The organism is Gammaproteobacteria bacterium, from assembly GCA_037388465.1.
Lineage (GTDB): Bacteria > Pseudomonadota > Gammaproteobacteria > SpSt-1174 > SpSt-1174 > JARRKE01.
The window spans coordinates 14048-37552 of record JARRKE010000028.1 but is presented as its reverse complement, the minus strand read 5'-3'; the positions used below and the strand labels follow the sequence as shown (position 1 = coordinate 37552).

At 64.1% G+C, this 23505-nt stretch carries 20 protein-coding genes and 1 pseudogene; 6 read left to right on the top strand and 15 right to left on the bottom strand.

What is annotated here, in order from left to right:
* The 5 genes from P8Y64_07635 (at position 1) to ugpC (ending at position 5418) form a co-directional block, all read left to right on the top strand.
* The gene (locus P8Y64_07635; GenBank protein ID MEJ2060343.1) at positions 1 to 1131 is read left to right on the top strand and encodes an FAD-dependent oxidoreductase; all 1131 of its coding nucleotides are present in this window, start codon (positions 1 to 3) and stop codon (positions 1129 to 1131) included.
* Between the two features lie 97 nt (positions 1132 to 1228).
* Entirely contained in the window at positions 1229 to 2563 is a 1335-nt protein-coding gene (locus P8Y64_07630; GenBank protein ID MEJ2060342.1) for an extracellular solute-binding protein, read from the top strand.
* Positions 2560 to 3477 (top strand): sugar ABC transporter permease, encoded by a 918-nt coding sequence (locus P8Y64_07625; GenBank protein ID MEJ2060341.1) that lies wholly within the window; start codon positions 2560 to 2562, stop codon positions 3475 to 3477. Before P8Y64_07630 ends, P8Y64_07625 begins: the two co-directional genes overlap by 4 nt.
* 2 nt (positions 3478 to 3479) lie before the next feature.
* The gene (locus P8Y64_07620; protein MEJ2060340.1) at positions 3480 to 4310 is read left to right on the top strand and encodes a carbohydrate ABC transporter permease; all 831 of its coding nucleotides are present in this window, start codon (positions 3480 to 3482) and stop codon (positions 4308 to 4310) included.
* 4 nt (positions 4311 to 4314) lie between these two features.
* Positions 4315 to 5418: a sn-glycerol-3-phosphate ABC transporter ATP-binding protein UgpC gene (ugpC, locus tag P8Y64_07615; GenBank protein ID MEJ2060339.1), complete on the top strand. Its 1104-nt coding sequence runs from the start codon at positions 4315 to 4317 to the stop codon at positions 5416 to 5418.
* 10 nt (positions 5419 to 5428) lie between these two features.
* On the opposite strand, the gene P8Y64_07610 is transcribed toward ugpC, so the two are convergent.
* The 12 genes and pseudogenes from P8Y64_07610 to P8Y64_07555 all read right to left on the bottom strand — a co-directional run bounded on the left by P8Y64_07610 (position 5429) and on the right by P8Y64_07555 (position 17791).
* The gene (locus tag P8Y64_07610) at positions 5429 to 6427 is read right to left on the bottom strand and encodes a sodium:calcium antiporter (GenBank protein ID MEJ2060338.1); all 999 of its coding nucleotides are present in this window, start codon (positions 6425 to 6427) and stop codon (positions 5429 to 5431) included.
* Between the two features lie 138 nt (positions 6428 to 6565).
* A complete protein-coding gene (locus P8Y64_07605; GenBank protein ID MEJ2060337.1) occupies positions 6566 to 7081 on the bottom strand; it encodes a DUF302 domain-containing protein in 516 nt (171 codons plus the stop codon).
* Positions 7082 to 7195: 114 nt separating this feature from the next.
* Positions 7196 to 8797, bottom strand: a complete 1602-nt coding sequence (locus P8Y64_07600; GenBank protein MEJ2060336.1) for a peptide chain release factor 3 — start codon at positions 8795 to 8797, stop codon at positions 7196 to 7198.
* A 66-nt stretch (positions 8798 to 8863) separates the two neighbouring features.
* Positions 8864 to 9337, bottom strand: coding sequence for a ribosomal protein S18-alanine N-acetyltransferase (gene rimI, locus P8Y64_07595; GenBank protein ID MEJ2060335.1), 474 nt, complete (start codon positions 9335 to 9337; stop codon positions 8864 to 8866).
* Positions 9338 to 9397: 60 nt separating this feature from the next.
* A complete protein-coding gene (locus tag P8Y64_07590; GenBank protein ID MEJ2060334.1) occupies positions 9398 to 10069 on the bottom strand; it encodes a uracil-DNA glycosylase in 672 nt (223 codons plus the stop codon).
* Positions 10070 to 10185: 116 nt separating this feature from the next.
* Entirely contained in the window at positions 10186 to 10731 is a 546-nt protein-coding gene (hybE, locus tag P8Y64_07585) for a [NiFe]-hydrogenase assembly chaperone HybE (protein MEJ2060333.1), read from the bottom strand.
* Positions 10732 to 10785: 54 nt separating this feature from the next.
* Entirely contained in the window at positions 10786 to 11157 is a 372-nt protein-coding gene (locus P8Y64_07580; GenBank protein MEJ2060332.1) for a NifB/NifX family molybdenum-iron cluster-binding protein, read from the bottom strand.
* Positions 11158 to 11173: 16 nt separating this feature from the next.
* On the bottom strand, positions 11174 to 11737 hold the full coding sequence (locus tag P8Y64_07575; protein ID MEJ2060331.1) for a molecular chaperone TorD family protein: 564 nt from the start codon (positions 11735 to 11737) through the stop codon (positions 11174 to 11176).
* Positions 11724 to 12746, bottom strand: coding sequence for a polysulfide reductase NrfD (gene nrfD, locus P8Y64_07570; protein ID MEJ2060330.1), 1023 nt, complete (start codon positions 12744 to 12746; stop codon positions 11724 to 11726). Before nrfD ends, P8Y64_07575 begins: the two co-directional genes overlap by 14 nt.
* Positions 12739 to 13368: a 4Fe-4S dicluster domain-containing protein gene (locus P8Y64_07565; GenBank protein MEJ2060329.1), complete on the bottom strand. Its 630-nt coding sequence runs from the start codon at positions 13366 to 13368 to the stop codon at positions 12739 to 12741. Before P8Y64_07565 ends, nrfD begins: the two co-directional genes overlap by 8 nt.
* A gap of 10 nt (positions 13369 to 13378) precedes the next feature.
* Complete coding sequence (locus tag P8Y64_07560; GenBank protein MEJ2060328.1) at positions 13379 to 16084, bottom strand: molybdopterin-dependent oxidoreductase; 2706 nt, start codon at positions 16082 to 16084, stop codon at positions 13379 to 13381.
* Positions 16085 to 16368: 284 nt separating this feature from the next.
* Positions 16369 to 17791, bottom strand: a pseudogene (locus P8Y64_07555) (2-isopropylmalate synthase).
* Positions 17792 to 18059: 268 nt separating this feature from the next.
* Between P8Y64_07555 and P8Y64_07550 the strand changes: the two are divergent.
* On the top strand, positions 18060 to 20480 hold the full coding sequence (locus P8Y64_07550) for a sucrose synthase (protein ID MEJ2060327.1): 2421 nt from the start codon (positions 18060 to 18062) through the stop codon (positions 20478 to 20480).
* A 32-nt stretch (positions 20481 to 20512) separates the two neighbouring features.
* Here P8Y64_07550 and P8Y64_07545 read toward each other — a convergent pair whose 3' ends face one another.
* From P8Y64_07545 to P8Y64_07535, 3 genes are all read right to left on the bottom strand, one after another.
* On the bottom strand, positions 20513 to 21799 hold the full coding sequence (locus P8Y64_07545; protein MEJ2060326.1) for a hypothetical protein: 1287 nt from the start codon (positions 21797 to 21799) through the stop codon (positions 20513 to 20515).
* A 119-nt stretch (positions 21800 to 21918) separates the two neighbouring features.
* Positions 21919 to 22731, bottom strand: coding sequence for a hypothetical protein (locus P8Y64_07540; protein MEJ2060325.1), 813 nt, complete (start codon positions 22729 to 22731; stop codon positions 21919 to 21921).
* Between the two features lie 62 nt (positions 22732 to 22793).
* Positions 22794 to 23504, bottom strand: coding sequence for a C39 family peptidase (locus P8Y64_07535; GenBank protein MEJ2060324.1), 711 nt, complete (start codon positions 23502 to 23504; stop codon positions 22794 to 22796).
* Between the last annotated feature and the right edge of the window lies 1 nt (position 23505).

Below are 23505 nucleotides of genomic sequence, written 5' to 3'. Positions count from 1 at the left end.
ATGCATAAGATCACCGTTATCGGTGCGGGTTTCGCCGCTCTCACCGCCGCCAGAAGCCTTCGCAAACGGCTGCCGGATGCGGAAATCACGCTCGTCGCACCACGAGCCGAGCTGGTCTACCTGCCCAGCCTGATCTGGATTCCGTCCGGCCTGCGCCGTCCGGAAGACCTGCATATAGACCTGCAGGGGTTCCTGACACGCCAGCGCATACAATTTCACGCCGGCCGCGTCACCGGCATCCATGACGGCGGGCGCACGGTGGTCACCGATCAAGGCGAGGTGACCAACGATGGCCTGATCATCGCCAGCGGCGGCCGGTTCATCAAAAAACTGCCCGGCATCGAACATGCGATCACGTTGTGCGAAGGCACGCAGGCGGCGCAGCGCATCCGTGAACGGCTGCAGGACATGCAGGGCGGCACCATCGCCCTGGGGTTCGCCAGCAACCCGAATGAGCCCTCGGCCATGCGCGGCGGACCCATGTTCGAGCTGATGTTCGGCCTGGATACGCAGCTGCGGCGCGAAGGCCGGCGCGAGCGGTTCAAACTGGTGTTCTTCAATCCCGCCCCGCGGCCGGGTGCACGACTCGGCGAACGCGCCGTCGACGGGTTGCTGGCGGAAATGAAAAAGCGCGGCATCGAAACCCATCTCGGACACAAACCCGTGCGCTTCGAAGCCGACAGGGTGGTGACCGAGGGCGACGAAATACCGGCCGATCTCATCCTGTTCATGCCCGGCATGACCGGCCCGGACTGGGTGGCGGACAGCGGCCTGCCTCTGTCGCCGGGTGGCATGATCCAGGCCGACCGCATGGCGCGCGTGGACGGCTTCGAACGCGTCTACGTGGCGGGCGACGCCGGCAGCTTCCCGGGCCCCGACTGGATGCCCAAGCAGGCGCACATGGCAGATCTTCAGGCCGAGGCCGCCGCCGCCAACCTGTGCGAAGAACTGGACGGCAGGCCGCCGCGCCACCGCTTCAAGGTGGAACTGGTCTGCATCGTGGACACGCTGGCCAAGGGCATACTGGTGTTCCGCAACGAACAACGGGCCCTGATCCTGCCGCCGATGCGCCTCATGCACTGGGCCAAGCGTCTGTTCGAGGGCCGTTATCTCGCCAAATACCGTGGCTAGGCGCCGGCTACCGCTGCCGGGCGTCCGGCCCGGCTGATTTCCCAACCGCCGACGAGGCCGTGGGGCGCCGTGCCGCGATGCCGTATACTCGGTCGGCATGCGACGCGAACCGCCTGTCTCCCTGTCCAGGCGTGCGATGCTGGGCAGTCTGGCAGCGCTGCCACTGGCGGCGATGCTCGGCGGCTGCCGCAGCGGCACCTCCAAGCTGTCCGCACGCAAACCGACACTCGAGGTATGGGCTCACGCCGGTCAGGTCGGCGAGCGCCGCACGCTCGTCCGCCTGGCGGACAGCTTCAACGCCGGCCGGCGCCGCTTCGCCGTGCATCTCACGCTGCTGCCTGAAGGCGCCTACAACGGCCAGCTCCAGGCCGCGGCCCTCGCCGGACAACTCCCGGACGTATTCGAATTCGACGGCCCCTACACCGCGGACTATGCCTGGATGGGCCAGCTGCAACCGCTGGACGAACTGCTGCCGGCAACGCTGCGCGAGGACCTGCTGCCTTCCATTCTCTCCCAGGGCACCTACAACAAACGCCTGTACGCGGTCGGCCAGTACGACTCGGGCCTCGGACTGTTCGCGCGCCGCGACCGCCTGACGGCCATCGGCGCAAGCCTGCCGACCTCGCCCGGGGATGCCTGGACGGTGGAACACTTCGAAGACCTGCTCGCCCGCCTCGCCGCAGCGACCGGCAATCGGCCACCGCTGGACCTCAAGCTCAATTACCGCGGCGAGTGGTTCACGTACGGCTTTGCGCCTGCCCTGTGGTCGGCCGGCGGCGGGCTGGTCAGCCGCGACACCCGGCCGCCGCATGCCGGGGGCGTGCTCGACGGATCAAAATCGACCGCCGCCATGCGTCATATCCAGCGCTGGACCGCCGCCGGGCGGGTGGACCCCAACCTCGATGACGCCGCCTTCACCACCGGGCGCGTAGCGCTGTCCTGGGTCGGCCACTGGGAATATCCGCGCTACCGACAGGCCGTCGGCAGGGACCTCGCCCTGCTGCCCCTGCCGGACTTCGGCGAAGGCGCCCGTACCGGTGAAGGTTCCTGGACCTGGGGCATCAGCGCGGGTTGCCGCCACCCCGAGGCCGCCGCCGAATTTCTGCGCTACCTGCTGCAAACGAGCAATGTGCTCGCCATGAGCGGAGCCAACGGCGCACCGCCCGCCACCCGCAGCGCCGTCGCCCGCTCGCCGCTGTATGCCCAGGACGGGCCGCTGCGGCTCTACATCGAACAACTGGCCGAGGGCTATGCCCTGCCCCGGCCGCGCACGCCGGCCTATCCCGCGATCACCTCCGCCTTCCAGCAGGCGTTCCATGCCGTACGCGATGGGGCCAAGGTGCCGGAAACGCTGCACCGGGCGGCGACCCTGATCGACCGGGACATCGCCGACAACAAGGGCTATCCGAACCGCGAGGCCGTGCGGGGATGAAACGCACACCCGGCAAATCCGCGCGCACCGCCCTGACGGACAACGCCACGGGCTGGCTGATGATGCTGCCGGCGCTGGCGGGGCTGACCGTGTTCGTCGTAGCGCCTTTCGTGCTCGCGCTCGGCATGTCGCTCACCCACCTGCGCATGGGCTCGCCGCTGGGCGCCCAGTTCGTCGGCTTCGAACAGTATCTGCGCCTGCTGCAGGATGCTTCGTTTCAACGCGCCCTGATCAACAACGCGTTGTTCGCGCTGGGCGTCGTCCCCGTGCAGACGTTGCTGGCGCTCGGGCTGGCGCTGGCGCTGAACCGGCCGCTGCGCGGTGTGGCCGTTTTCCGCACCCTGTTCTTCATGCCGGTGGTGTTTCCCATGTCGCTGGTCGCGGTGGTGTGGATACTCATTTACGCGCCAGGACCGAACGGCCTGCTCAACGGCGTGCTCGGCGCCCTGACCCTGCATCACTGGCAGCCGCGCGATTTTCTGCATGATCCCCATCTGGCCCTGCCCGCGATCATGCTCACCTCCATCTGGCAGGGCGCGGGTTTCCAGATGGTGATCCTGCTGGCCGGGCTACAGGAGATTCCCCGCGAGCGCTACGAGGCGGCCGCCGTGGACGGTGCGGGGCCGTGGCAACGCTTCCTGCACATCACCCTGCCCGGTCTGCGCAATCCGCTGATCTTCGTCGTCATCGTGACGTCGATCCTGTCGTTCCGGGTCTTCGACCAGGTCCGTATCATGACGCAGGGCGGTCCGCTCGATGCCACCACCACCGTGGTCTATCAGGCCGTGCAAAGCGCCTTCGACCGCGCCCAGGCCGGGCGCGGCGCGGCGATGGCCGTGGTGTTTTTCGTCATCGTGCTGGCCATCACGCTGATCCAGCGCAGGTTGCTGCGCACCGAACGGGAGGTGCGCTGAGCGTGCGACGTGTGGCACTGAAAATCATTCATTACGGCCTGCTGCTGGGCGCCGCCCTGGTGTTCCTGGCCCCGATCCTGTTCATGCTGGCCGGCAGCCTGAAGCCGGATGCGCGGGTGCTGAGCGAAGCGGGCAGCTGGCGCGCCCTGGTGCCGGACGGCATCACGCTGGAGAATTACCGCGCCGTGCTTGCCCGCACGCCGTTCTGGCATTACCTGCTCAATTCGCTGCTGATCAACGGCCTCATCGTCGGCCTGGGGCTGCTGATCAACAGCCTTGCGGGCTATGCGCTCGCCCGCCTGCGCTGGCGGGGACGCGACGCGGTGCTCGGCGCGGTACTGGCGATCCTGGTGATCCCCTTCGAGGCGATCGCGGTACCGCTGTTTTATCAGCTCAGCCTGCTGGGTTGGCGCGACGACTTCAGCGTGCAGATCGCGCCCTTCGTCGCCAACCCCTTGTCGATTTACCTTTTTTATACCTTCTTCCTGAGCCTGCCGCGCGAACTGGAGGAAGCCGCCCGCATCGACGGTGCAGGGCCGCTGCGCACCTTCTTCACGGTGGTGGTACCCAACGCCAGGCCCGTTTTCGCCAGCGTGGCCATTGTCACGCTGCTGTTCTACTGGGGCCTTTATCTGTGGCCGCTGCTGATGACCACCGGGCCGGCGGTGCGACCGCTGCCGCTGGGTATCGCCACCTTCTTCACCCTGCCGCCGCTGCACTGGGGACAGATACTGGCCTTCGGCGTCATGATGGTCGCGCCGGTGCTGGCACTGTTCCTGATCTTCCAACGCGGCTTCGTGCGGGGCGTGGCATCCAGCGGACTGAAGGGATAGGGACATGAGCAGCCGAGTCGAATTTCGATCCGTCACCAAACGCTACGACAACGGGCCGGAGATCATCCGTTCACTGTCGCTGACCATCGAACCGGGCGAATTCATGGTGCTGCTCGGTCCGTCCGGCTGCGGCAAGTCGACCCTGTTGCGCATGCTGGCCGGCCTGGAAGACATCACCGGCGGCGAAATCCTCATCGACCGGAGCGTGGTCAACGAAATGACCCCGCAACAGCGCAACGTCGCCATGGTGTTTCAGAACTATGCGCTGTACCCGCATATGAGCGTGCGTGGGAATCTCGCCTTTCCGCTCAAAATGCGCGGCATGCCGAAACGGGAAATCGAGGCGCACGTCATGCAGGCGGCGCAAACGCTCGGCATCGGGGCCCTGCTGGAACGCAAACCCGCGCAGCTTTCCGGCGGGCAGCGCCAGCGCGTGGCCATGGGGCGTGCCATCGTACGCGAGCCGAGCGTGTTCCTGATGGACGAACCGCTGTCCAATCTGGATGCCAAGCTGCGCAGCCAGATCCGCGGCGAGATCGCCGCCCTGCAGCGCCGGATGGACACCACCACCCTGTACGTCACGCACGATCAGGTGGAGGCCATGACGCTGGGACATCGGGTGGCCGTGCTGCACGCGGGCCGGCTGCAGCAGATCGACACGCCGGCCGAACTGTACGCGCGTCCCGCCAACCTGTTCGTGGCGGGCTTCCTGGGCAGCCCGGCGATGAACCTGCTGCAGCTGCCGCCCGCCGATGCGCGGGATGCGCGTCGGCTGGACTTCGGGGATCAATCCGTCCCGCTCGATGCGCCGATCCCGCCTGCGGCGGCGACCGTCGGTATCAGGCCCGAGTCCTTCGAGCCGGCTGCAACCAACGAGCGCGGCTCACCGATCGAGGTGGCGATCGTCGAGGTGGAGGCACTGGGTCACGAACAGATTCTGCACTTCGAATCCCCCCTGCCGCTACGGCAGATCGACGCGGGGACCCCGTCCGGACTGATGACCGCGCGCATCTCCGCGACGCCGCCGCTCGAGCGCGGGCAGCACATCCGGCTGACTCTTCGGACGAATGCCCTGCACTGGTTCGACCGGGACGGTCAGCGCCTGTAGCACTGCCGGTTCAGATCAGCACCAGCCCGAGATACAGCAGATACAGGGCGCCGTTCAGGAACAGATGCCAGACCTTGAGCCCCTGGCGCAGGATCAAACGGGTCCAGAGGGCCGCCGCCAGGGTGATGACGATCGCGCTGACCACTTCATGACGCGGAACCCACGGCGTCAGCATGATGCCGATGGCCGGCAACAGAGTGCCCTGAAACACCATGGCCCCGGTGATATTGCCGAAGGCGAGCGTATCCTTGCCACGCCGCGCCCACAGGATGCTGTTGACCTTCTCCGGCAGCTCGGTGGCGATGGGGATGACCATCACGGCGATCAGCAGCGCCGACACGCGGTAGGTGTCGGACAGGTTTTCGACCACGTGCACGAAGCCGCGCGCGCCGGCGATCAGCAAGGCCAGGCCGATCAACAGCTGCAGCAGGATAATCCAGCGGTTTTCGGGCAGACCGATGCGCGAAAGCATCAGCGGCATCTCGGCGTCCGTTCCGTGTCCGTTCTGCACCAGGGTCGCGGATGCGCGCAAGGTGAGCAGCAGGTAAATGAAATAGGCCACCACCAGTATCGAGGCAAACAGCAGGCGGATGCCGGGCTGGTGATGCGGCACGAACAGCGCGACGGCGGCAATCCCGTAAGCGAACAAAAAGAAATTCAGATCACGGCGCAGACCGGTCGGTTCGGGCCTGAACTCGCCCCGCGTGCCGCGTGCGCGCAGCGTGGCGAGCGTGACCAGGAACAGCGACAGCGTGGAGAGCATCAGGGAGGAGCCCAGAATCGCGCCTACCCCGATTTCTTCGTTGATCCTGATATTGGCGCCGCCGGCGAAGATCGCGACCAGCGGCATGAGGGTCTCCGGCATGGCGGTTCCCACCGCCGCGAACACCGAACCGGTCACCCCTTCGGAAATTTTCAGCTGCTCGCCCAGATGTTCGAGTGCATTGGTAAAGAGCTCGGATGCCAGCAGAATGATCAGCAGCATCAGGGCGAGTTCGAGAAAATACATCGGTGTTCCTGAATCCGGGGAAGGCGCAGTCTAGCGCAAGCCCTGCGGTTTTGGCAGGCAAGCGTGTTCCGGATAAATCTCACGAATCGGGCGCATCCTTACGAATACGCCCGGACCGGTAACGAACCGGCGCCCGCGTCAGAGTTCCGCGTTGGCGCCGGCCTTCATGATCTGTTTCAGGGTGTCGACCACCTTTTCGGCCTTCTTTTTCAGTCCCGCCGGCATGTCGGGCGACATCAGGCGCTCGGGGTTCATCATCACCAGCCAGCCCTTGCCGTGCTCGTCCTCGACCACCGCGATCCGACAGGGCAGATAGGCGGCGTAGGCCATGTTGAACCTGACCATCTCGTAGGCCGTTTCCGGATTGCAGAACTGATAGATTTCCAGCCGGCGGACGTTCTTCACCCCCATGGCCTTCAACTGTTCCGACAGCGGCTGTTCCGAAACGAGTTTGAAGTTGAGCAGGTTGGCGCGCAGCTTCATGGACTCGACCGCGTCATCGATCGTGACGCCCTCCGCCAGCGGCATCTTGATGACCGTCTTCGCGATGTCGGAATCGGCCGGAGCATCCGCCGCCAGTGTGGGCGGCATGGCCAGCGCCAGCAGCAACAGCGCGAGCAGGGAATACAAGCGGGTCGGGATGGTATTCGACATGGCGTCACCTCCGATTCTCGATGTGAACCCCCGGGGATGAGCCGGTTCACCCCGGTTCGGGAAGGGTCGCAGCAACCCTTCGGCGAGCCGGTACGCGAAATCGAAAAGCCCCGCTCAGGCGGACGCGAGTTCTATGCCGTGCTCGCGCGTGGCCGAGAAACGAATCTCGGGCCATTTCTCCTGTGCCATTTGCAGGTTGACGCGCGTGGGCGCGATATAGACCAGTTCGTCGCCGTGATCCACGGCCAGATTGGCAGCGGCCTTATCACGAAACTGTTCGAACTTTTTCCGGTCCTCGCTGCTGACCCAGCGCGCCGTATTGACGTTCACCGGCTCGAATATACAGTCTACACCGTACTCGTCACGCAGACGATGCGCGACCACGTCGAACTGCAGCACGCCAACCGCGCCCAGAATAAGGTCATTGTTCGTCAGTGGGCGGAACAACTGGGTGGCGCCCTCCTCGCACAACTGCGTCAGCCCTTTGCTGAGCTGCTTCATCTTCAGCGGGTCGCGCAGCCGCGCGCGGCGGAACAATTCGGGCGCGAAATTGGGAATGCCGGTGAAGGCCAGCTCTTCGCCCTGGGTGAAGGTATCGCCGATGCGAATGGTGCCGTGGTTGTGGATGCCGATAATGTCGCCCGGCCAGGCCTCCTCCACGTGCTCGCGGTCCGACGCCATGAAGGTCAGCGCGTCCGGAACCTTGACCTCCTTGCCGATGCGCACCTGGAACAGCTTCATGCCCTTCGTGAAATGGCCGGAGCAGATGCGCACGAACGCGATGCGGTCGCGGTGCTGCGGATCCATGTTCGCCTGGATCTTGAACACGAAGCCGGAGAACTTGGTTTCGTCCGGGCTCACCGTGCGCGTGACCGTGGCGCGCGGCAGCGGCGCGGGGGCGTGCTCGACGAAGGTATCCAGCAGTTCCTCGATGCCGAAGTTGTTGATCGCCGAACCGAAAAACACCGGGGTCTGCTTGCCTTCCAGGTAACGGGCGGGGTCGAAGTCGTGACTGGCGCCCTTCACCAGCTCGATCTCGTCGCGCAGCTCGTCCGCCATGCCGTCCAGCACCTCGTCGAGACGCGGATTGTCCAGCCCTTCGATGGTCTCGCCGCGCTGGATCTTGCCGCCGTGGGTGGGGCTGAACAGGTGGATGCGGTCGTTGAGCAGGTGATACACGCCCTTGAACCGCTTGCCCATGCCGATCGGCCAGGTCACCGGGGCGCATTCGATCTTGAGCACGGACTCGACCTCGTCGAGCAGCTCGACCGGCTCCCGCCCCTCGCGGTCCAGCTTGTTGATGAAGGTCATGATCGGCGTGTCGCGCAGCCGGCACACCTCCATCAGCTTGATGGTGCGTTCCTCGACGCCCTTGGCCGCGTCGATCACCATGAGCGCGGAGTCGACCGCCGTCAGGGTACGGTAGGTATCCTCGGAGAAGTCCTCGTGCCCGGGCGTGTCCAGCAGATTGACGATGCGGTCCTTGTAGGGGAACTGCATCACCGACGAGGTGACCGAGATGCCACGCTGCTTCTCCAGCTCCATCCAGTCGGAGGTGGCATGGCGCGCCGCCTTGCGGCCCTTGACGGTACCGGCGAGCTGGATGGCGCCGCCGAACAGCAGCAGCTTTTCGGTGAGGGTGGTCTTACCGGCGTCCGGGTGCGAAATGATCGCAAAGGTACGGCGGCGGGCGGTTTGCTGGGTATGCTCGGACATGTCGCTCAGGGCGGAGAAAATCGCCCATTATACCAGCGGCGGCGACTTAAAACCTGTGGCCAGGCCCTAATCGGACGCCATGGTGCGCGCCAGCACGACCGCGTCCTCCCGCCCGGTCAGGGCCGGATAGTAGTCGCGCCGGCTGCCGATCTCGTTGAAGCCCTCGCTGAGGTAGAGGCGCAGGGCCGAAATATTGGAGGGGCGGGCCTCCAGGTAGATTTCGCCCACCCCGTGCGCGTCGGCCTGCGCCAGCAGTGCGCGCAGCAGGCGCCGCCCGTGGCCGCGCCCCTGATAGTCCGGGGCGATGCACAGGTTCAGGATATGCCCCTCGCCGACGGCCATGGACATGACCGCATAACCCAGCACCTGCTCTTCCTGTGCATAAATCCAGCACGAGTAGCCGACCCGCAGGCAGTCCTGAAAGATGCCGCGGGTCCACGGAAAGTGATAGGCGCGTTTCTCGATGGCCATGACGGCATCGAGATCCGCAGGTTGCATGGGCCGGATACCCGGCTTTCGATCTTGGACGACTGCACTCATGTAGCGAAGAGAAAATGGCCTTGAGCAGATTGTAGTGATGCTGAGCGGCAGAACAAGCACTCAGTCACGCTGCAGCAAGGCACGAATCCGCTTGAGATCCGCCCAAGCCTTGCGTTTTTCTCGCGGCTGCCGGAGCAGATAGGCCGGATGGTAGGTCGCCACGGCCGGAACCCCGTTGATAGACCGTACGTCGCCCCGCAGCCGACCGATGGGGGCGTCGGTCTCGAACAGGCTCTGCGCAGCGATGCGACCCACCAGCAGAATGGCCTTGGGCGCCACCCATTCGATCTGCTTCGCCAGATACCCGTGACAGGCCGCCACCTCTTCGGGTTTGGGATCGCGGTTGTTGGGCGGGCGGCACTTGAGGATATTGGCGATGAACACCTGCTCGCGTTTCAGGCCGATGGCCAGCAGCATGTTGTCCAGCAGCTTGCCCGCCCGGCCGACGAAAGGCTCGCCCCTGCGGTCCTCTTCCGCGCCCGGGGCCTCGCCGATCACCATCAGCGAGGCCTGGCGGTCGCCCACGCCGAACACGGTCTGGGTGCGGCTTTCGCTGAGCGCGCAGCGGGTGCAGCCGGCCACGGCCTCGCGCAGGCCTTCCCAGTCCTGATCGGAAAATTCGACCACCGACTCGGTCGCTTTGACGGGCGCGGCCGCATCCTCAACCGGGGACGCCGGCTCGACGTCCCGGACCGGCGCCGCGGTACGCCGCACCCACACCGGGATGTCCATGGCCTTGAGATACTGCCGTTTGACGTCGCTCACGCCATCCTCCTGCTGTGGACGAAACCCTCCTCGGATGGCAATTGTAACGTGTCAGACCGGCGATGCAGGATCGAGGTGGCGTTTCACCCCGCCCCGATCATGCGCCGCAAAAAATCGCGCCGGGTGGTCTCCGCGTCCCGCCGCTGCAGCTCGTCCAGCTTTTCCTGGCGGCTGCGGTCGCGTGCGGCCAGTACGCCGTCCCATGCGTCCCACACGGCCGTATCGTCGGCATAGCGATTCAGCCCCTGCATCAGGGGCTGCAACAGAAAGTGTCCGTAATCAGGCAGCCATTGCAGATGCAGGCGGTGCAGTTCCTCCCCCACCGCAACATCTAGCGACGGGCCGATGAGCTGAAACGGCTGTCCAGCACGCGCCTGCGCCGTCCAGGCCGACGGCAGTTCGATGGCGGGCGGCATCAGCGGCAGGTATACCCGCATCAGCATCCACGGCGTCAGCACATAGGCAACGTCCCAGTCCGCCTGCGACGCCAGGCCGCGCCAGGCGTAGCCGACGGCAGGATTTGCATAGGAACGGCCGGCAATCTCGGCCTCGCCGACATCCCGCAACGCGACGAGCAGATCATTGAGACGCTGGGCGGCGGATTCCCCAACAGGCAACTGCCAGCTCATACGCAACGGCCTCGGATTATGATGCCGGCGCAGCACGACATCCCAGAACGTTGCTCAAGCATGGCCGCCACCATGCGCATGCTCCTCTTCAACGGCAAGGCGTTCGAGGCTGCCGGCCAGCCAGTCCGCCACTGCCCGGTCGGGATCGCGCGCCGGCGTCGCAACCGCTTCGATGCCGCGCGCCGCCAGCTTGCGTGCCAGCCCACTGCCCATGCCGCCGGTAATCAACGCCCGCATACCGTCGAGCGGATGCGGCAGGCGGACATCGTGTTCATGAAAAGACCGCTCCTTGGGTAGTTCCAGCAGTTCGCGTCCCCGCACTTCGCCATCCACCATCGTATAGATCCAGAACTTGCGGCAGCGTCCGGCATGGCCGGTCACTTCACGGCGATTCTGGCTGGCAACGGCGATTTTCATCGTTTCCATGGATATCTCCGGGTCTTCAATGCGTTTCCATCCCGACCTGCCGCTTCCCGAGCGACAGCACGACGTCATGTGCATCCGCCAGACGCTCACCCAGACGACGGTAGAAAGCGAGGCGGGCATGTTCACGCAGCCGGCCGGCAAAGCGTCCCAGCCAGTCGGCGAGGAAGGTCTGCCGGAAAGTCGCCGCCTCCTGCGCCTGTCCGGCCTCGACCAGCCAGGCCTCGCATTCGAGCAGACTGCCGAGATAATCACCGGGCAGTCCCTCGCTCAGCGCAAATCCCTGATCCGCGTAATACGCCTCGGCGGCACTCGCAGCGGCGCCGTTGAGAATGCCCTCGCGGTAGGCGGAGGCGAACGGCGGCGCCAGACCCGGCACCACGAACAGCCGCGCGTGTTCGCCCTGCCAGACCTCCAGGTCGGTGGCCGCCAGTTCGGCCAGGGGCTCGGCGAGCCAGGGCTGCCAACCTGCGGCTTCGCGCAAAGCGGGCAACGCCTCGGCGGTCGGTTCGGCCAGGCAGGCCGCGTAGAACCGCAGCTCAGCGGCGTCCGCGCGAGTGGGCGTGGCTTCAGTGGATGACATGCGCGATCACATCCGAACCCAGCACGCCCAGGTGGTGCGCGTTGGCCCAGGGGAAATAATAGACACCGGCGTTAAGAAAATAATGGCGCAGCAGATAACCGCCGACCAGCACCAGCACCGCGGCCGCCATGACCGGCACCGGTGAGTTCCAGGCCCGCAGGCTGCCCTTGATCTCCAGCAACAGCGGCACCAGCAGGCCGAACAACAGGAAGCCGACGACCCAGCCCATGTTGTCCATGAGCAAGGCATAACTCGCGCGTCCGGATTCGCTTCCCGGAAGCACCGCATAGAGCAGGTAGCCGATCAACGCCATTTCGACGGCGATCAGCAGCACGTCGAAACGCTCGTAGGCGCGCGCCAGCGGTCCATGTTCGCGCAGCACGGCATACTGCACCAGCAGCAGATAGGCCAGGCCGGTCGACAGCGCCGACACCGTGAACAGCAGCGGGATGACCGGGTTATGCCACAGCGCCACGGCCGGGAAGGAACGCAGCAGCAGGCCGGTGTAGACCGCCACGGCAATCGACATGAGGATGGACAGCCAGGCCAGCAGGGTGGCGAAGCGCTCGCAGATTTCCGCACTCCAGCGTACCCAGCCGATGCCGAACCACCAGTTCAACACCGGAATACGCCGCAAGCCTTGCGCCTTCCACAGCATGGGCCAGATATACAGAACCCCGAACACCATGGCCCAGATCAGGAACTGCGTTCCCCAGGTGATCCATGCCGTGGGATTCACGAACACGTTCCACGGCAGCAGGATGCGCCAGACATGAAGCGGATCCAGCAGGTGGAACAGCAGCAGCAGCGAACCGACGGCCAGGGCCGCTTCACCGGAGAGTACGCCCCATAAGGTCAGCGGCGTGGAAGCCCTGGCATAGCGGTGCGCAAAAACGGAAATGGCGACCAGCGCGGCGCCCAGGCCGCCGAGGAACAGATACCAGATCACCAGCCCGACCCAGCGGTCCTGCGTGGTGAGCGTACCGACCAAATGAATCGCTTCATTCATTTGCCAATCCCTCCGGAAGCTTGTCGATATAGAAGACGTTGGGCCCCGTGCCGATCTCGGGCAGCAGGGTCTTGGCCTTGCCGCTGGCGACGATCCTGCTGACCAGGTCATCGGGGTTGTCCAGGTCACCGAAAATGCGCGAATGCGCCACGCAGGTTTCCACGCAGGCCGGTTCCAGCCCCTGTTGCAGGCGGTCCCAGCAGAAATCGCACTTGTCCACGGCCGGATGCGTGCGCTTGAGAAATGCCTCGCCGTAGTAGGCCTTGGCGTGGGCAACGTCCCCGCGGTCGATCGGATAACGGGCGTCGTACGGGCAGGCCATGGCGCAGGCCTCGCAGCCCATGCAGATTTCGGGATCCACCCGCACCGGTCCGCTCTCCTCTTTCCAGGTCGCGCCGGTCGGGCAGACCGTCACGCAGGGCGGGTTGTCGCACTGGTTGCACAGGCGCGGGAAGAACTGCCGCACCCAGCGTCCGTCCTTTTCGAACTCCTCGTCATGGACATAGGTGCGGAACTTGCTCGAATCCCATACCGGCGTCTGGTTGGCCTGCGAGCAGGCCGCCATGCAGGCGTTGCAGCCCACACAGGTATCCACGTTGATCACCATTGCGTAATGTGCCATGACTCGCTCCTCACAGTGCGCGCACGCGCACGGTGTATTCCTGATTGCTGGTGCCGCCGCTGACCGGCTCGGTCAGGTCGCCCGTGATGTCGTTCAGGGCCGTACCCACGCCGCGCGCGTAACGCAGCGCCGATGTCTTGGCGCCGAACCCGCTGTACATAAACAAGGTGTCCTCGCGGGTCAGCCGCGTCAGGTAGGCACTGGCCTCGGTACGCTCGCCCGATACCGCATTGCGCAGTTCGATCTTCTGTCCCTGGCTGATACCCAGGCGCCTGGCGCGGTCGGGATGCATCCACACGCCGTGATACACGTCACCGCGGAAGGCATTGATGCCGACCAGCGGCAGGAAGTTGTTGTTGGGCGAACAATGCGAAACCGTTGGCACCATACCGAAGGTGAAGAAGAACTCGTCATCCTCCAATGGCGCCTCCAGCGGCTTGTCCGGACGCTCATGCGGCGGGATGTAGGTGGCCAGCACGTCGAAGAACGGATTGTTGTACAGCTCGAATCCGTCGCGCAGGCCCGCGTACAGGTTGCTGAAGAATTCGGCACGGCCGCTGGGCGTGGGCAGAGGCCGCTTCCAGGGCATGGCGTCCCTGTTCAGCAGCTCCTGCGCCTCGGCCACCGGGTAGACGCCCTGCTCGCGCAACACCTGCTCCAGGTGCTCGGGCGAGACATGCAGTTCCTCGGCCTTGGCCTCGAAGCGCATGCGGCGCAGCGCCTGATTGAACGGATCGCGCACCTTCTGCTTGCGGTACTCCTCGGTCAGCGCCATCAGTCGCTTGGCCGGCACGCCGGCGAGGCGTTCAAGCGTACGCGGATAATTGCGCTCGTCGCCGCTGATGACGCCGGTGAGCTTGAGGAAAATATCCGGCAGCGTATGCGTATCGAACAGCGGCTCGATCACCTTGTTGCGCGTGATGAGCATGTCGTCCGGATTCACGCCGTTGCCGAAAATGGACGGTGCGTCGCGCTCCAGATAACTGCTCTCGGGCAGAATGACGTCCGCGTAGGCCGCCGTGTCGGAGGCCATGACATCCATCACCACCACCAGTTCGAGCGCGGAGTCGGACAGCGCCTCGCGCCAGACCTTTTCCCGCGCATCGCGCATGGGGTTGGTGCCGTTGAGCAGAATGGCCTTGGCCTGATAAGGCTTGCCCCGGTAGCTGAGCTCGCCCTTTACCGCGGGCAGGAAGCCGACATCCGTGGAAACCGGGATGGCCGCCCAGTGAGGGCTGAGCTTGTCCACGCTGTCACGGTGCACCACCGACCAGGCCGGAAAGCCGTGACTGAAATTCTTCGGATCGGAGAACAATGCCCCCGTCCATTCGACGAAGGGCATGCCCGCCCGGCCCATGGGCGGGAAGCCGGGCTTGCCGATATGGTCCTGCATGTACGCCACCTGCCCGCGCCACTCCGCCCCGAACAGCCAGCCGCCGGGACGGTCGATGCCGCCGACCAGCCCCTGGATCAGACCCTGGGTACGGCGCAGCATCTGCATATTGCCGTAGCGCGCACCCGACCAGCCGGGCTGCAGCAGCGGGCGCTTGGCGGCGCCGAACTCGGCGGCGATGCGGCGGATCGTCCCCGCCGGGATGCCCGTGATCCTGGCGGCCCACTCCGGCGTATAGGTCTCCAGGCCCGCCAGCTGCGCCTGGAACACCGTCACCAGTTCTTTGCCGTCCAACTTGAATCCGGCCGGCGCCTGCAGCGCCGGGTGCACGGCCTGTCCCGAGACGTCGGTATCGTTGCGATTGGAAAAAGCGGGCAGGAAATGCACGCTTCCGCTGCCGCCGTCGATCACAGCCGGTTCGCCCTTGGCCGAGCGGTAGAGCTGCCACGCACCGTGCTCGTCGCGGTAACACAGAAACGACAGATTGCTGTGTATGCGCACGAAGGTATCGTGGTAATGCCCGGCGTGCATCAGCTCACGCAGCATCGCCAGCATGAAGGCCAGATCGCTGCCGGGCCGGACCTGCAGCCACTCGTCGGCCTTGCTCGCGGTTTCCGAGGCACGCGGGTCGAGCACGACGACCTTGGTGCGTTTCTCCTTGGCCTCGGCGAATCGCACGGCGCGGCAGGTGGACACACCGCCGATGGAGGCATTGCCGACGCAGGCGATGATGTAGTCGGAATTGCCGTAGTCCTCGATCACCTCGCCATGCACCACGTAGTTGCCGGTCAGCGAGTTGGTGCCCAGGTGGCCGTTGAAGACGCAGTTCTGCGTCGGCGAGGTGATCAGGTTGGGGATGTCGTTCGCCAGGGTGAAGCAGAAGGTTTCCGGAATGTAGAAGGAACAGGTGGACCAGCCGCCGTAAACGGTCCATTCATAAGGCTTGATGGATTTGGCTTTTTTCGCGATGTAGGCGTAGGCCTCGTCCCAGCTGGCGCTGCGGAAGGCCCATTCGCCACGCTTGGAGCCGGGCACACGTATCAACGGCGTCTTGATGCGATCGACACTGTAGACCTGGCGGAAGCCCGACTGGCCGCGGGCACAAAGCTTGTCGCCGTTGAGGGTCGAGCGTGGATTGCCGCCAAGCTTGACGATGCGCTCGTGACCGTTGCTTTCCTCCACCGTCGCGCGCACCGAGCAGAAGGAAGAGCAGTAATTGCAGATGGAATAGGACTCGCGCGTCTTCCAGGTCTGGCCCCAGTCGGAAACCTCATTCTTGGCCGGGCCCGATAGCTTGATCCACTCCGGGCGAAACAGGGTCATTCCTAACACACTCGCGCCGCTGCCTTTAAGAAAACTGCGGCGGGTCATTCGCGGAAACTGCCAAGCCATGACTCGACCTCCTCCATGTATTAGATATTCACGGGGTACTAATATATGGAAGCAGCCAGACTGCTTATAGCCCTATTGACGACGAAACGTCCGCGCTCATGCGGACGGCCGCTCGAGCCGGTTGCTCATCCGATGGTTTGAATCGGCGGTGCAGGGATGCGCCGCCGGGTTCGGGAGAGACATCGCCTCCGGGCGAGCACCCGGGGCTACAGGCTCTAGACGTGCTCCAGCTGGGGATGGGCCCGTTCGGCGCCCGCCGACAGCTTGTTGAGGGCGTTGAGGTAGGAACGCGCGGAGGCGATGACGATATCGGTATCGGCGCCCTGCCCGTTGACGATACGGCCGGCCTTTTCCAGGCGCACGGTCACTTCACCCTGCGCGTCGGTGCCGCTGGTGATGTTGTTCACCGAGTAAAGCTGCAACGTCGCCCCGCTCTGCACAATGGCCTCGATAGCCCGGAAGGTCGCATCCACCGGACCGCCGCCGGGCGCTTCACCGCTGGTCTCCTCACCTTCAACGTTGAGGGTGACCGTGGCGACCGGCATCTCGCCGGTCTCGGAGCAGACCCGCATGGAGACCAGCTTGTAGACCTCGTTCTCCAGTTCGGCGGTGGCCTCGGAAACCAGCGCCTGCAGGTCCTCGTCGTAGATCTCGTGCTTCTTGTCCGCCAGTTCCTTGAAACGCGCGAAGGCGGCGTTGAGTTCCTCTTCACTGGGGAACTCGAAACCCAGATCGGTGAGCCGCGTCTTGAAGGCATTGCGCCCCGAATGCTTGCCCAGCACGATGCGGTTGTCGGTCCAGCCGACGTCCTGGGCGCGCATGATCTCGTAGGTCTCGCGCGCCTTGAGCACGCCGTCCTGGTGAATGCCGGACTCGTGGGCAAAGGCGTTCGCGCCGACGATGGCCTTGTTGGGCTGCACCGGAAAGCCGGTGATGCCCGAGACCAGACGCGAGGCCGGCACGATCTGGGTGGTATCCAGCCGCGTGTCGCAGGGGAACACGTCCTGGCGGGTGCGCACCGCCATCACGATCTCTTCCAGCGAGGCGTTGCCGGCACGCTCGCCCAGGCCGTTGATGGTGCACTCCACCTGGCGCGCGCCGTTCATGACCGCGGAGAGGGAATTGGCCACGGCCAGGCCCAGGTCGTTGTGGCAGTGCACGGAAAACACCGCCTTGTCCGAGTTGGGAACCCGCTCGAGCAAAGTTCGAATCAGTTCGCCGAACTGGCCCGGGATGTTGTAGCCCACGGTATCCGGGATATTGATGGTGGTGGCGCCGGCGTCGATGACCGCCTCGATGATGCGGCACAGGAAATCGGTCTCGGAGCGGCCCGCGTCTTCCGGGGAAAACTCCACATTGTCCGTATACCTGCGCGCCCGGGTCACCGCCTTCACGGCCTGCTCCAGCACCTGGTCGGGCGACATGCGCAGCTTGCGCTCCATATGGATGGGCGAGGTGGCGATGAAGGTGTGGATACGCGCGGATTTGGCACCGGCCAGCGCCTCGCCGGCCCGGTCGATGTCCCGGTCCAGCGCCCGCGCCAGGCCACAGACGGTGCTGTCCTGCACGCTCTCCGCCGGGGCTCTGCTCTCCGTCACGCAGGGTCGTGTCGAAGATGATCAAATGTTCGCTGTTCATTACTCCTCCGCTTCGGCGCCTTGCGCCGTACGAGCGATTTTAACGCAATCCCCGCCCCGCGCGCGGGAAGCGTGCGATACGAGCACGGCCGGAAACGTCCCGCAGCGGTGGCGCCAGCCCCACCGTCAGGCGTAAGGTGAACCGAAATGACCAAACCGCTGTCCGGTCTGATAAGAAGTCGAAGCATTTTTTTGAGAACATAGCGACAGCCAACCATCCTGACAAACACATCTGTGCGGAGCAGAAACCAGTCACCCGGGATTTGATCATGACGCCAGCCTCACGCTCATCGCTACTCGCCGAACTCTCCGCCTACATGGAGGAAAACCGCAGCGCCGTCCATCAGGTGCTCCATCACTTCAAAGCGATCGGCCGCGCCTTTTTGCTGCGCAGCGACGTGGAGGATGCCTTTGCCGAACTCGCGGACGGCATGCCGGAGCTGGATTTGTGGAACAGCCCGCTGGCCACCGTGGTCAGCTGGTGTCAGGAGGCCGCGGTCAACCACGGCTGGATTCACTTCGCCCTGCGCCCGCGCATCGGCGAATGGTTTTACGTGCGGATTCATTTCGAGGCCATGACCCCGGAAGAGGTCGACTGCTCGATCTACCTGCTCTTCAAGGAATCCCTGATCAGCAACCCCGCCCCCTCCGACTGGGAGTTGGAGGTGGACCTCGGTCCCTTCTCGCGGGAGATATTCAAGCTCAAGGAGGCCGATTCCATCGGCCGCGGCGTGGAGTTCCTCAACCGGCGCCTGTCCAGCCGGCTGTTCGAGGAAGGCGGCATCGGCAACGACCGTCTGCTGGGCTTTTTGCGCCTGCATCGCTATCGCGACCAGACCCTGATGCTCAGCGACTCCATCAGCGACGTGCCCGCGCTGCGCGAGGCATTGCGCGCGGCAATCGTCAGGCTGCGCCATCTCGAATCGGACACCGTGCTGGAGGACGAGATGCAGCGGCTGCGCCAGCTCGGGTTCGAACCCGGCTGGGGGCGCACCGTCGGTCAGGCCCTGGAGACCATGCAGCTGCTGCTGGACATCCTGGAGGCGCCCTCCCCCAAAAACCTGGAGGACTTCCTGGCGCGCGTACCGATGATCTTCTCGGTCGCGATCCTTTCCATACATGGCTGGTTCGGGCAATCGAACGTGCTGGGCCGCCCGGACACCGGCGGCCAGGTGGTCTACATCCTGGATCAGGTCCGCGCCCTGGAGCGTGAAATGCGCGAACGCCTGGAGGCGCAGGGCCTGGAGATCGAGCCGCGCATCCTGGTACTGACCCGCCTGATACCCGAGGCCGAGGGCACGACCTGCGACCAGCGCCTGGAACCCATCGCCGGCACCCGCAGCGCGGCCATCCTGCGCGTGCCGTTTCGCAACGAGGCCGGCGATGTGCTGCCAAACTGGATCTCGCGTTTCGAGGTCTGGCCGTATCTGGAACGCTACGCTTCGGATGCGCAGCATGAAATGGTGAGCGAGCTGGGTGGGCGCCCCGATCTCATCATCGGCAATTACTCGGACGGTAACCTGGTCGGCTCGCTGATGGCACAAAAACTCGGCGTCACCCAGTGCAACATCGCCCACGCGCTGGAAAAGACCAAGTATCTGCTGTCCGACCTGTACTGGCGCGAAAGCGAATCGAACTATCACTTCTCCTGCCAGTTCACCGCCGACCTCATCGCCATGAACACGGCGGACTTCATCATCACCAGCACCTATCAGGAAATCGCGGGCACCGAGCATACCGTCGGCCAGTATGAAAGCTACATGACCTTCACCATGCCGGATCTTTACCGCGTGGTGCACGGCACCGATGTGTACGATCCCAAGTTCAACATCGTCTCACCCGGTGCCGATCCTGAGGTCTATTTCCCCTATACCGAGTCGGAGCATCGCCTGACCCATCTGGCCGACGACATCGCCGCGCTGCTCGACGGTCAGGATACCGGCGAGGACCGCCGCGGTGCCCTTGCGGAACCTGACAAGCCTCTGCTGTTCACCATGGCGCGCCTGGACTGGATCAAGAACATCACCGGCCTGGTGGAGTGGTACGGCGAGAACGAGGAACTGCGCAGCAGGGCGAACCTGCTGGTGATCTCCGGCCATATCGATCCGTCGCGTTCCCAGGATGACGAGGAGCGCACCGAGATCGAACGCATGCATGCGATCATGGATCATCACCAGCTCGATGGTCAGGTCCGCTGGCTGGGTATGCACCTGGACAAGGGATTCTCGGGTGAGCTGTACCGCACCATCGCCGACCGCAAGGGTGCCTTCGTGCAGCCGGCACGATTCGAGGCCTTCGGCCTGACGGTCATTGAAGCGATGTCGAGTGGATTACCCACCTTCGCCACCCGGTTCGGCGGACCACTGGAAATCATCCGTGACGGCGTATCCGGTTTTCACATCGACCCCAACCACGGTGACGAGGCGGCCGCCCGCATGGCCGAATTCTTCAAGCGCTGCCAGCACGAACCCGGTTATTGGGACCAGATTTCACGGCGATCCCTGGCCCGTATCGCCGATCGTTATACCTGGCGCAACTATGCCGAACGCCTGATGACCCTGGCGCGCGTATACGGTTTCTGGCACTACGTGACCGACCTGGAACGCGACGAGACCCGCCGCTACATGCAGATGTTCTACACGCTGCAGTTCCGTCCCCGCGCACTCGCATTGCAGGCGAGCGGAGAGTAAGCCCCCTCGGACGAGATCGACGCGCAGCCAGCTCAGAACCGATAGGGGAAGCGGAACGACACCTGCAGGTTGGGTGCATCGGGCGTGAGGCCGACACCCAGGGTAACGCCCATGGTGGTTCTCGCTCCCAACGAATGGGTCCCGCCAATGCTGAACAATGCCGGGTTCGCCTCACTGCCGGCGACGCCCTGCCATTCACCGCCGTCACTTTTTAATTTGGTCTTGCTGATGAATGTCTGCGAATAGGACATGCTTACACTGGTCGTTTCGTTGAGCGCGAAGGCCATACCCAGACCGAACTGGATCGAATCGCCCAACAATACCGAGCCCGGCTGGGTCGTACCCGGTGTGGAACTGATGTCCTTGAAGTGACGGGAAAAGTTGTAGGTATAGCCAAGGTTCGCAAACAGGATCGCCGGATCAACGGTCTTCACGGTCGAAAATCCCACCGAGGCGGCCCACACACCATTGCCGCTTGGCAGTTTGCTCGGATACTTGAGGTTGCCGTCCGCGGCCGTTTCCGTCTTGATGCCGTAGGGCGGATCGCCGGTCGGCGCCTTGACACGCAGATACGTCACCAGGTCGGGACGATTCAGCGTCTCCTGCAACACCCGGAAATTGAATCCGAGGCTCACGTCCCCCACGGCGGGTGACGGATCGACGCGGGTGGTCTTTTCCACCGCGTTGTTGCTCGAATCCGTGCTGAGGTAAGTAGCCTGGCGGTACAAAAACGGCATGTCCAGGTCGACCTGGAATCGAGGCGTGAATCCGTAACGGGTCAGCAGGCCGAAGGTCGTGGTATGCGAGCGGACCTTCTGCACCGTCAACGAACCAAGAAAAATGGAACCGAGGGCGTAAAAGCCGTTCAGGTTCAGGTTGTTGGCCGCCGAATAGGCGTAAGTGAAACTCGGCTCCACCGTCAGCTTGTTCTGGAACAGTGCATGCTGTTCCTCGTATACCGCCTGTGCGCTGCGGCTGGGTGCCGGCGTTTTACGCGCCTCGGTATCGCCACTTTCGGCCTGAGCGACCTTTTGCGTCCCGGCGGTATCACCCTCCGGAGTGCCTTTCCCACGCTCCTGCATCGCCTCGAGTATTTCTAAACGTTTGCGTGTTTGTTCGAGTTGCGTGCGGTATTGCCGGCCTTCCTGCTCAAGCAAATGGATCTGCGCCTTGAGCCTGGCTATTTCGGCACTTTGATCGCCGGGGAAATCAGCAAGAGAAGGCTGTGAAATCAGCAACGCCAGCGAGGCGCCGACAATCCAGCCAGCCGGACGGATAAATCCCAGATGCCCCTTGTCTCGACTACGTCTTATATTCATTATCTATTCCTTGTTATTCATTCCCCCCGTACGCGTTTCCCCCGGGGATGTGCCAGCCCGATGCGGGCTGGCACAAATTGTTTTCTGATCGTCGTTGTTTACGGACCGCGCGCGCCTGATCAGAAGCGCCCGCTGCCCGGCAGATTCCTCAGGCTCGCCAGGGCGTTATTGATGCCTTCACGGGCGATCATCTGGGCGGTCGCCGCCTGCACCCGCACATCGAGATTCATCTGGTTCATCACCTGGTTCAGGTTGCCGCTGAGCTGCAACTGCTGCTGCAACCCCAGGGCGTTGATGACGTTTTGACGTGCCACACCCTGCCCGGGAACCGTCACGGTGACACCGGCGCTGCCGCTGCTGACCTGGGTAGCGACATGACCGCCGCCGGTACCCGCCTGGGTGGTGCCCGACTTCCAGCCCGAACCGCTCGGACCGGTTTGACCGCCGTTATTGTCCGATACGTTCATCGACACGTTGTTGGCAGCCGCATTGGCGTCGCCGGTCACTTGAACCGACTGACTCACGCCCCTGACCTGGCCCAGCCCGCCGGACTGAATGTTGCCGGAACCGCCTGAACCGGATGGCGCACCGCCGTCATTCGCCTCGGCCTTGCTGAGCACGGTCATCGTTGGCCGGAAGGCGTTGAAGCCACGATGAATGCCCACATACAAACCACCCCGATACGAACCGCCGTGCCCCGTCGTGAACTGGGTGATCATCTCCACGCCGAAGTAGACGATTTGACCGCCGCTGACGAACTTGCCACGCATCTGCGCCAGAACCGGGTCGCTCACCTCCACCGGATGCAGAGCCGGGAAGCTGGCGGCCGGCGCGGGCAGCGTGACGCCGATCGCCGCCGTGGTGGCGACCGCCGTCGACAACAGGCAGGTGGAGATTCGCCTTGAATCCCCGCGTTTGAATTTGTTTTTCATTCCCGATGACCTCCCGCCACATAGGTTGATTGAAAATGGGCCTACACCGCAGCAAAGCTGTCTCAGAACAGGTCCGCATGCGTGAAGCCGTAGTGATAGAGCTCTGCGTTGGTAATCGGCGCCCCCAGGCCGAAGCGCTGCACCGTCGGAAGCGCGACGGCCGTGCGCAATTCTGTATCCCGGTTAAAGCCGGGACCGATCACCGCGAAGATGATGCCGTTCCATGCCTTCGCGAACTCCTTCTCTGTCATGACGCGGTTGCCCAGTGCCGGGTCCGCCAGAAAAAACTCGCCGTCTTCTGCCCGACGCAGCACGACAAAGTGCTTGTAGCCCTTCAGGTCCAGCAGCACGATGGTGGGGACCCGGACCTGGTACAGGTCCTGGATCTTGACCCGGTAACCGCGTCCCCGCATGCCCAGCGTCGCCACGTAATTTTTGATATCCAGGAGAGAAAAGCCACGTTCGCGCACCACCTTCGGGTCCGCCACCTTGAACAATCCCTCCAGGACCTGTTTCTCGTCCATCGGGCGGTCGTAGGCGTAATGCAGGATGCTGGCAAGTGCCGCGGCGCCGCAGCTGAAGTCCGTATGCTGGCGGATCATGCCGGCGTATCTCAGCTCGCGCATGCTCTTGACGTTCTTGTGCATGACCCCGTAACCGGGAATCACGCCGTCAAAAGGCACTTCCGCCGACACTGCGGTGTTGATGCCCATGGCCAGCACCAGCATCAGAATGAACAGCAATGCACCGGCGATTTGTCGAAACAGCAGCATC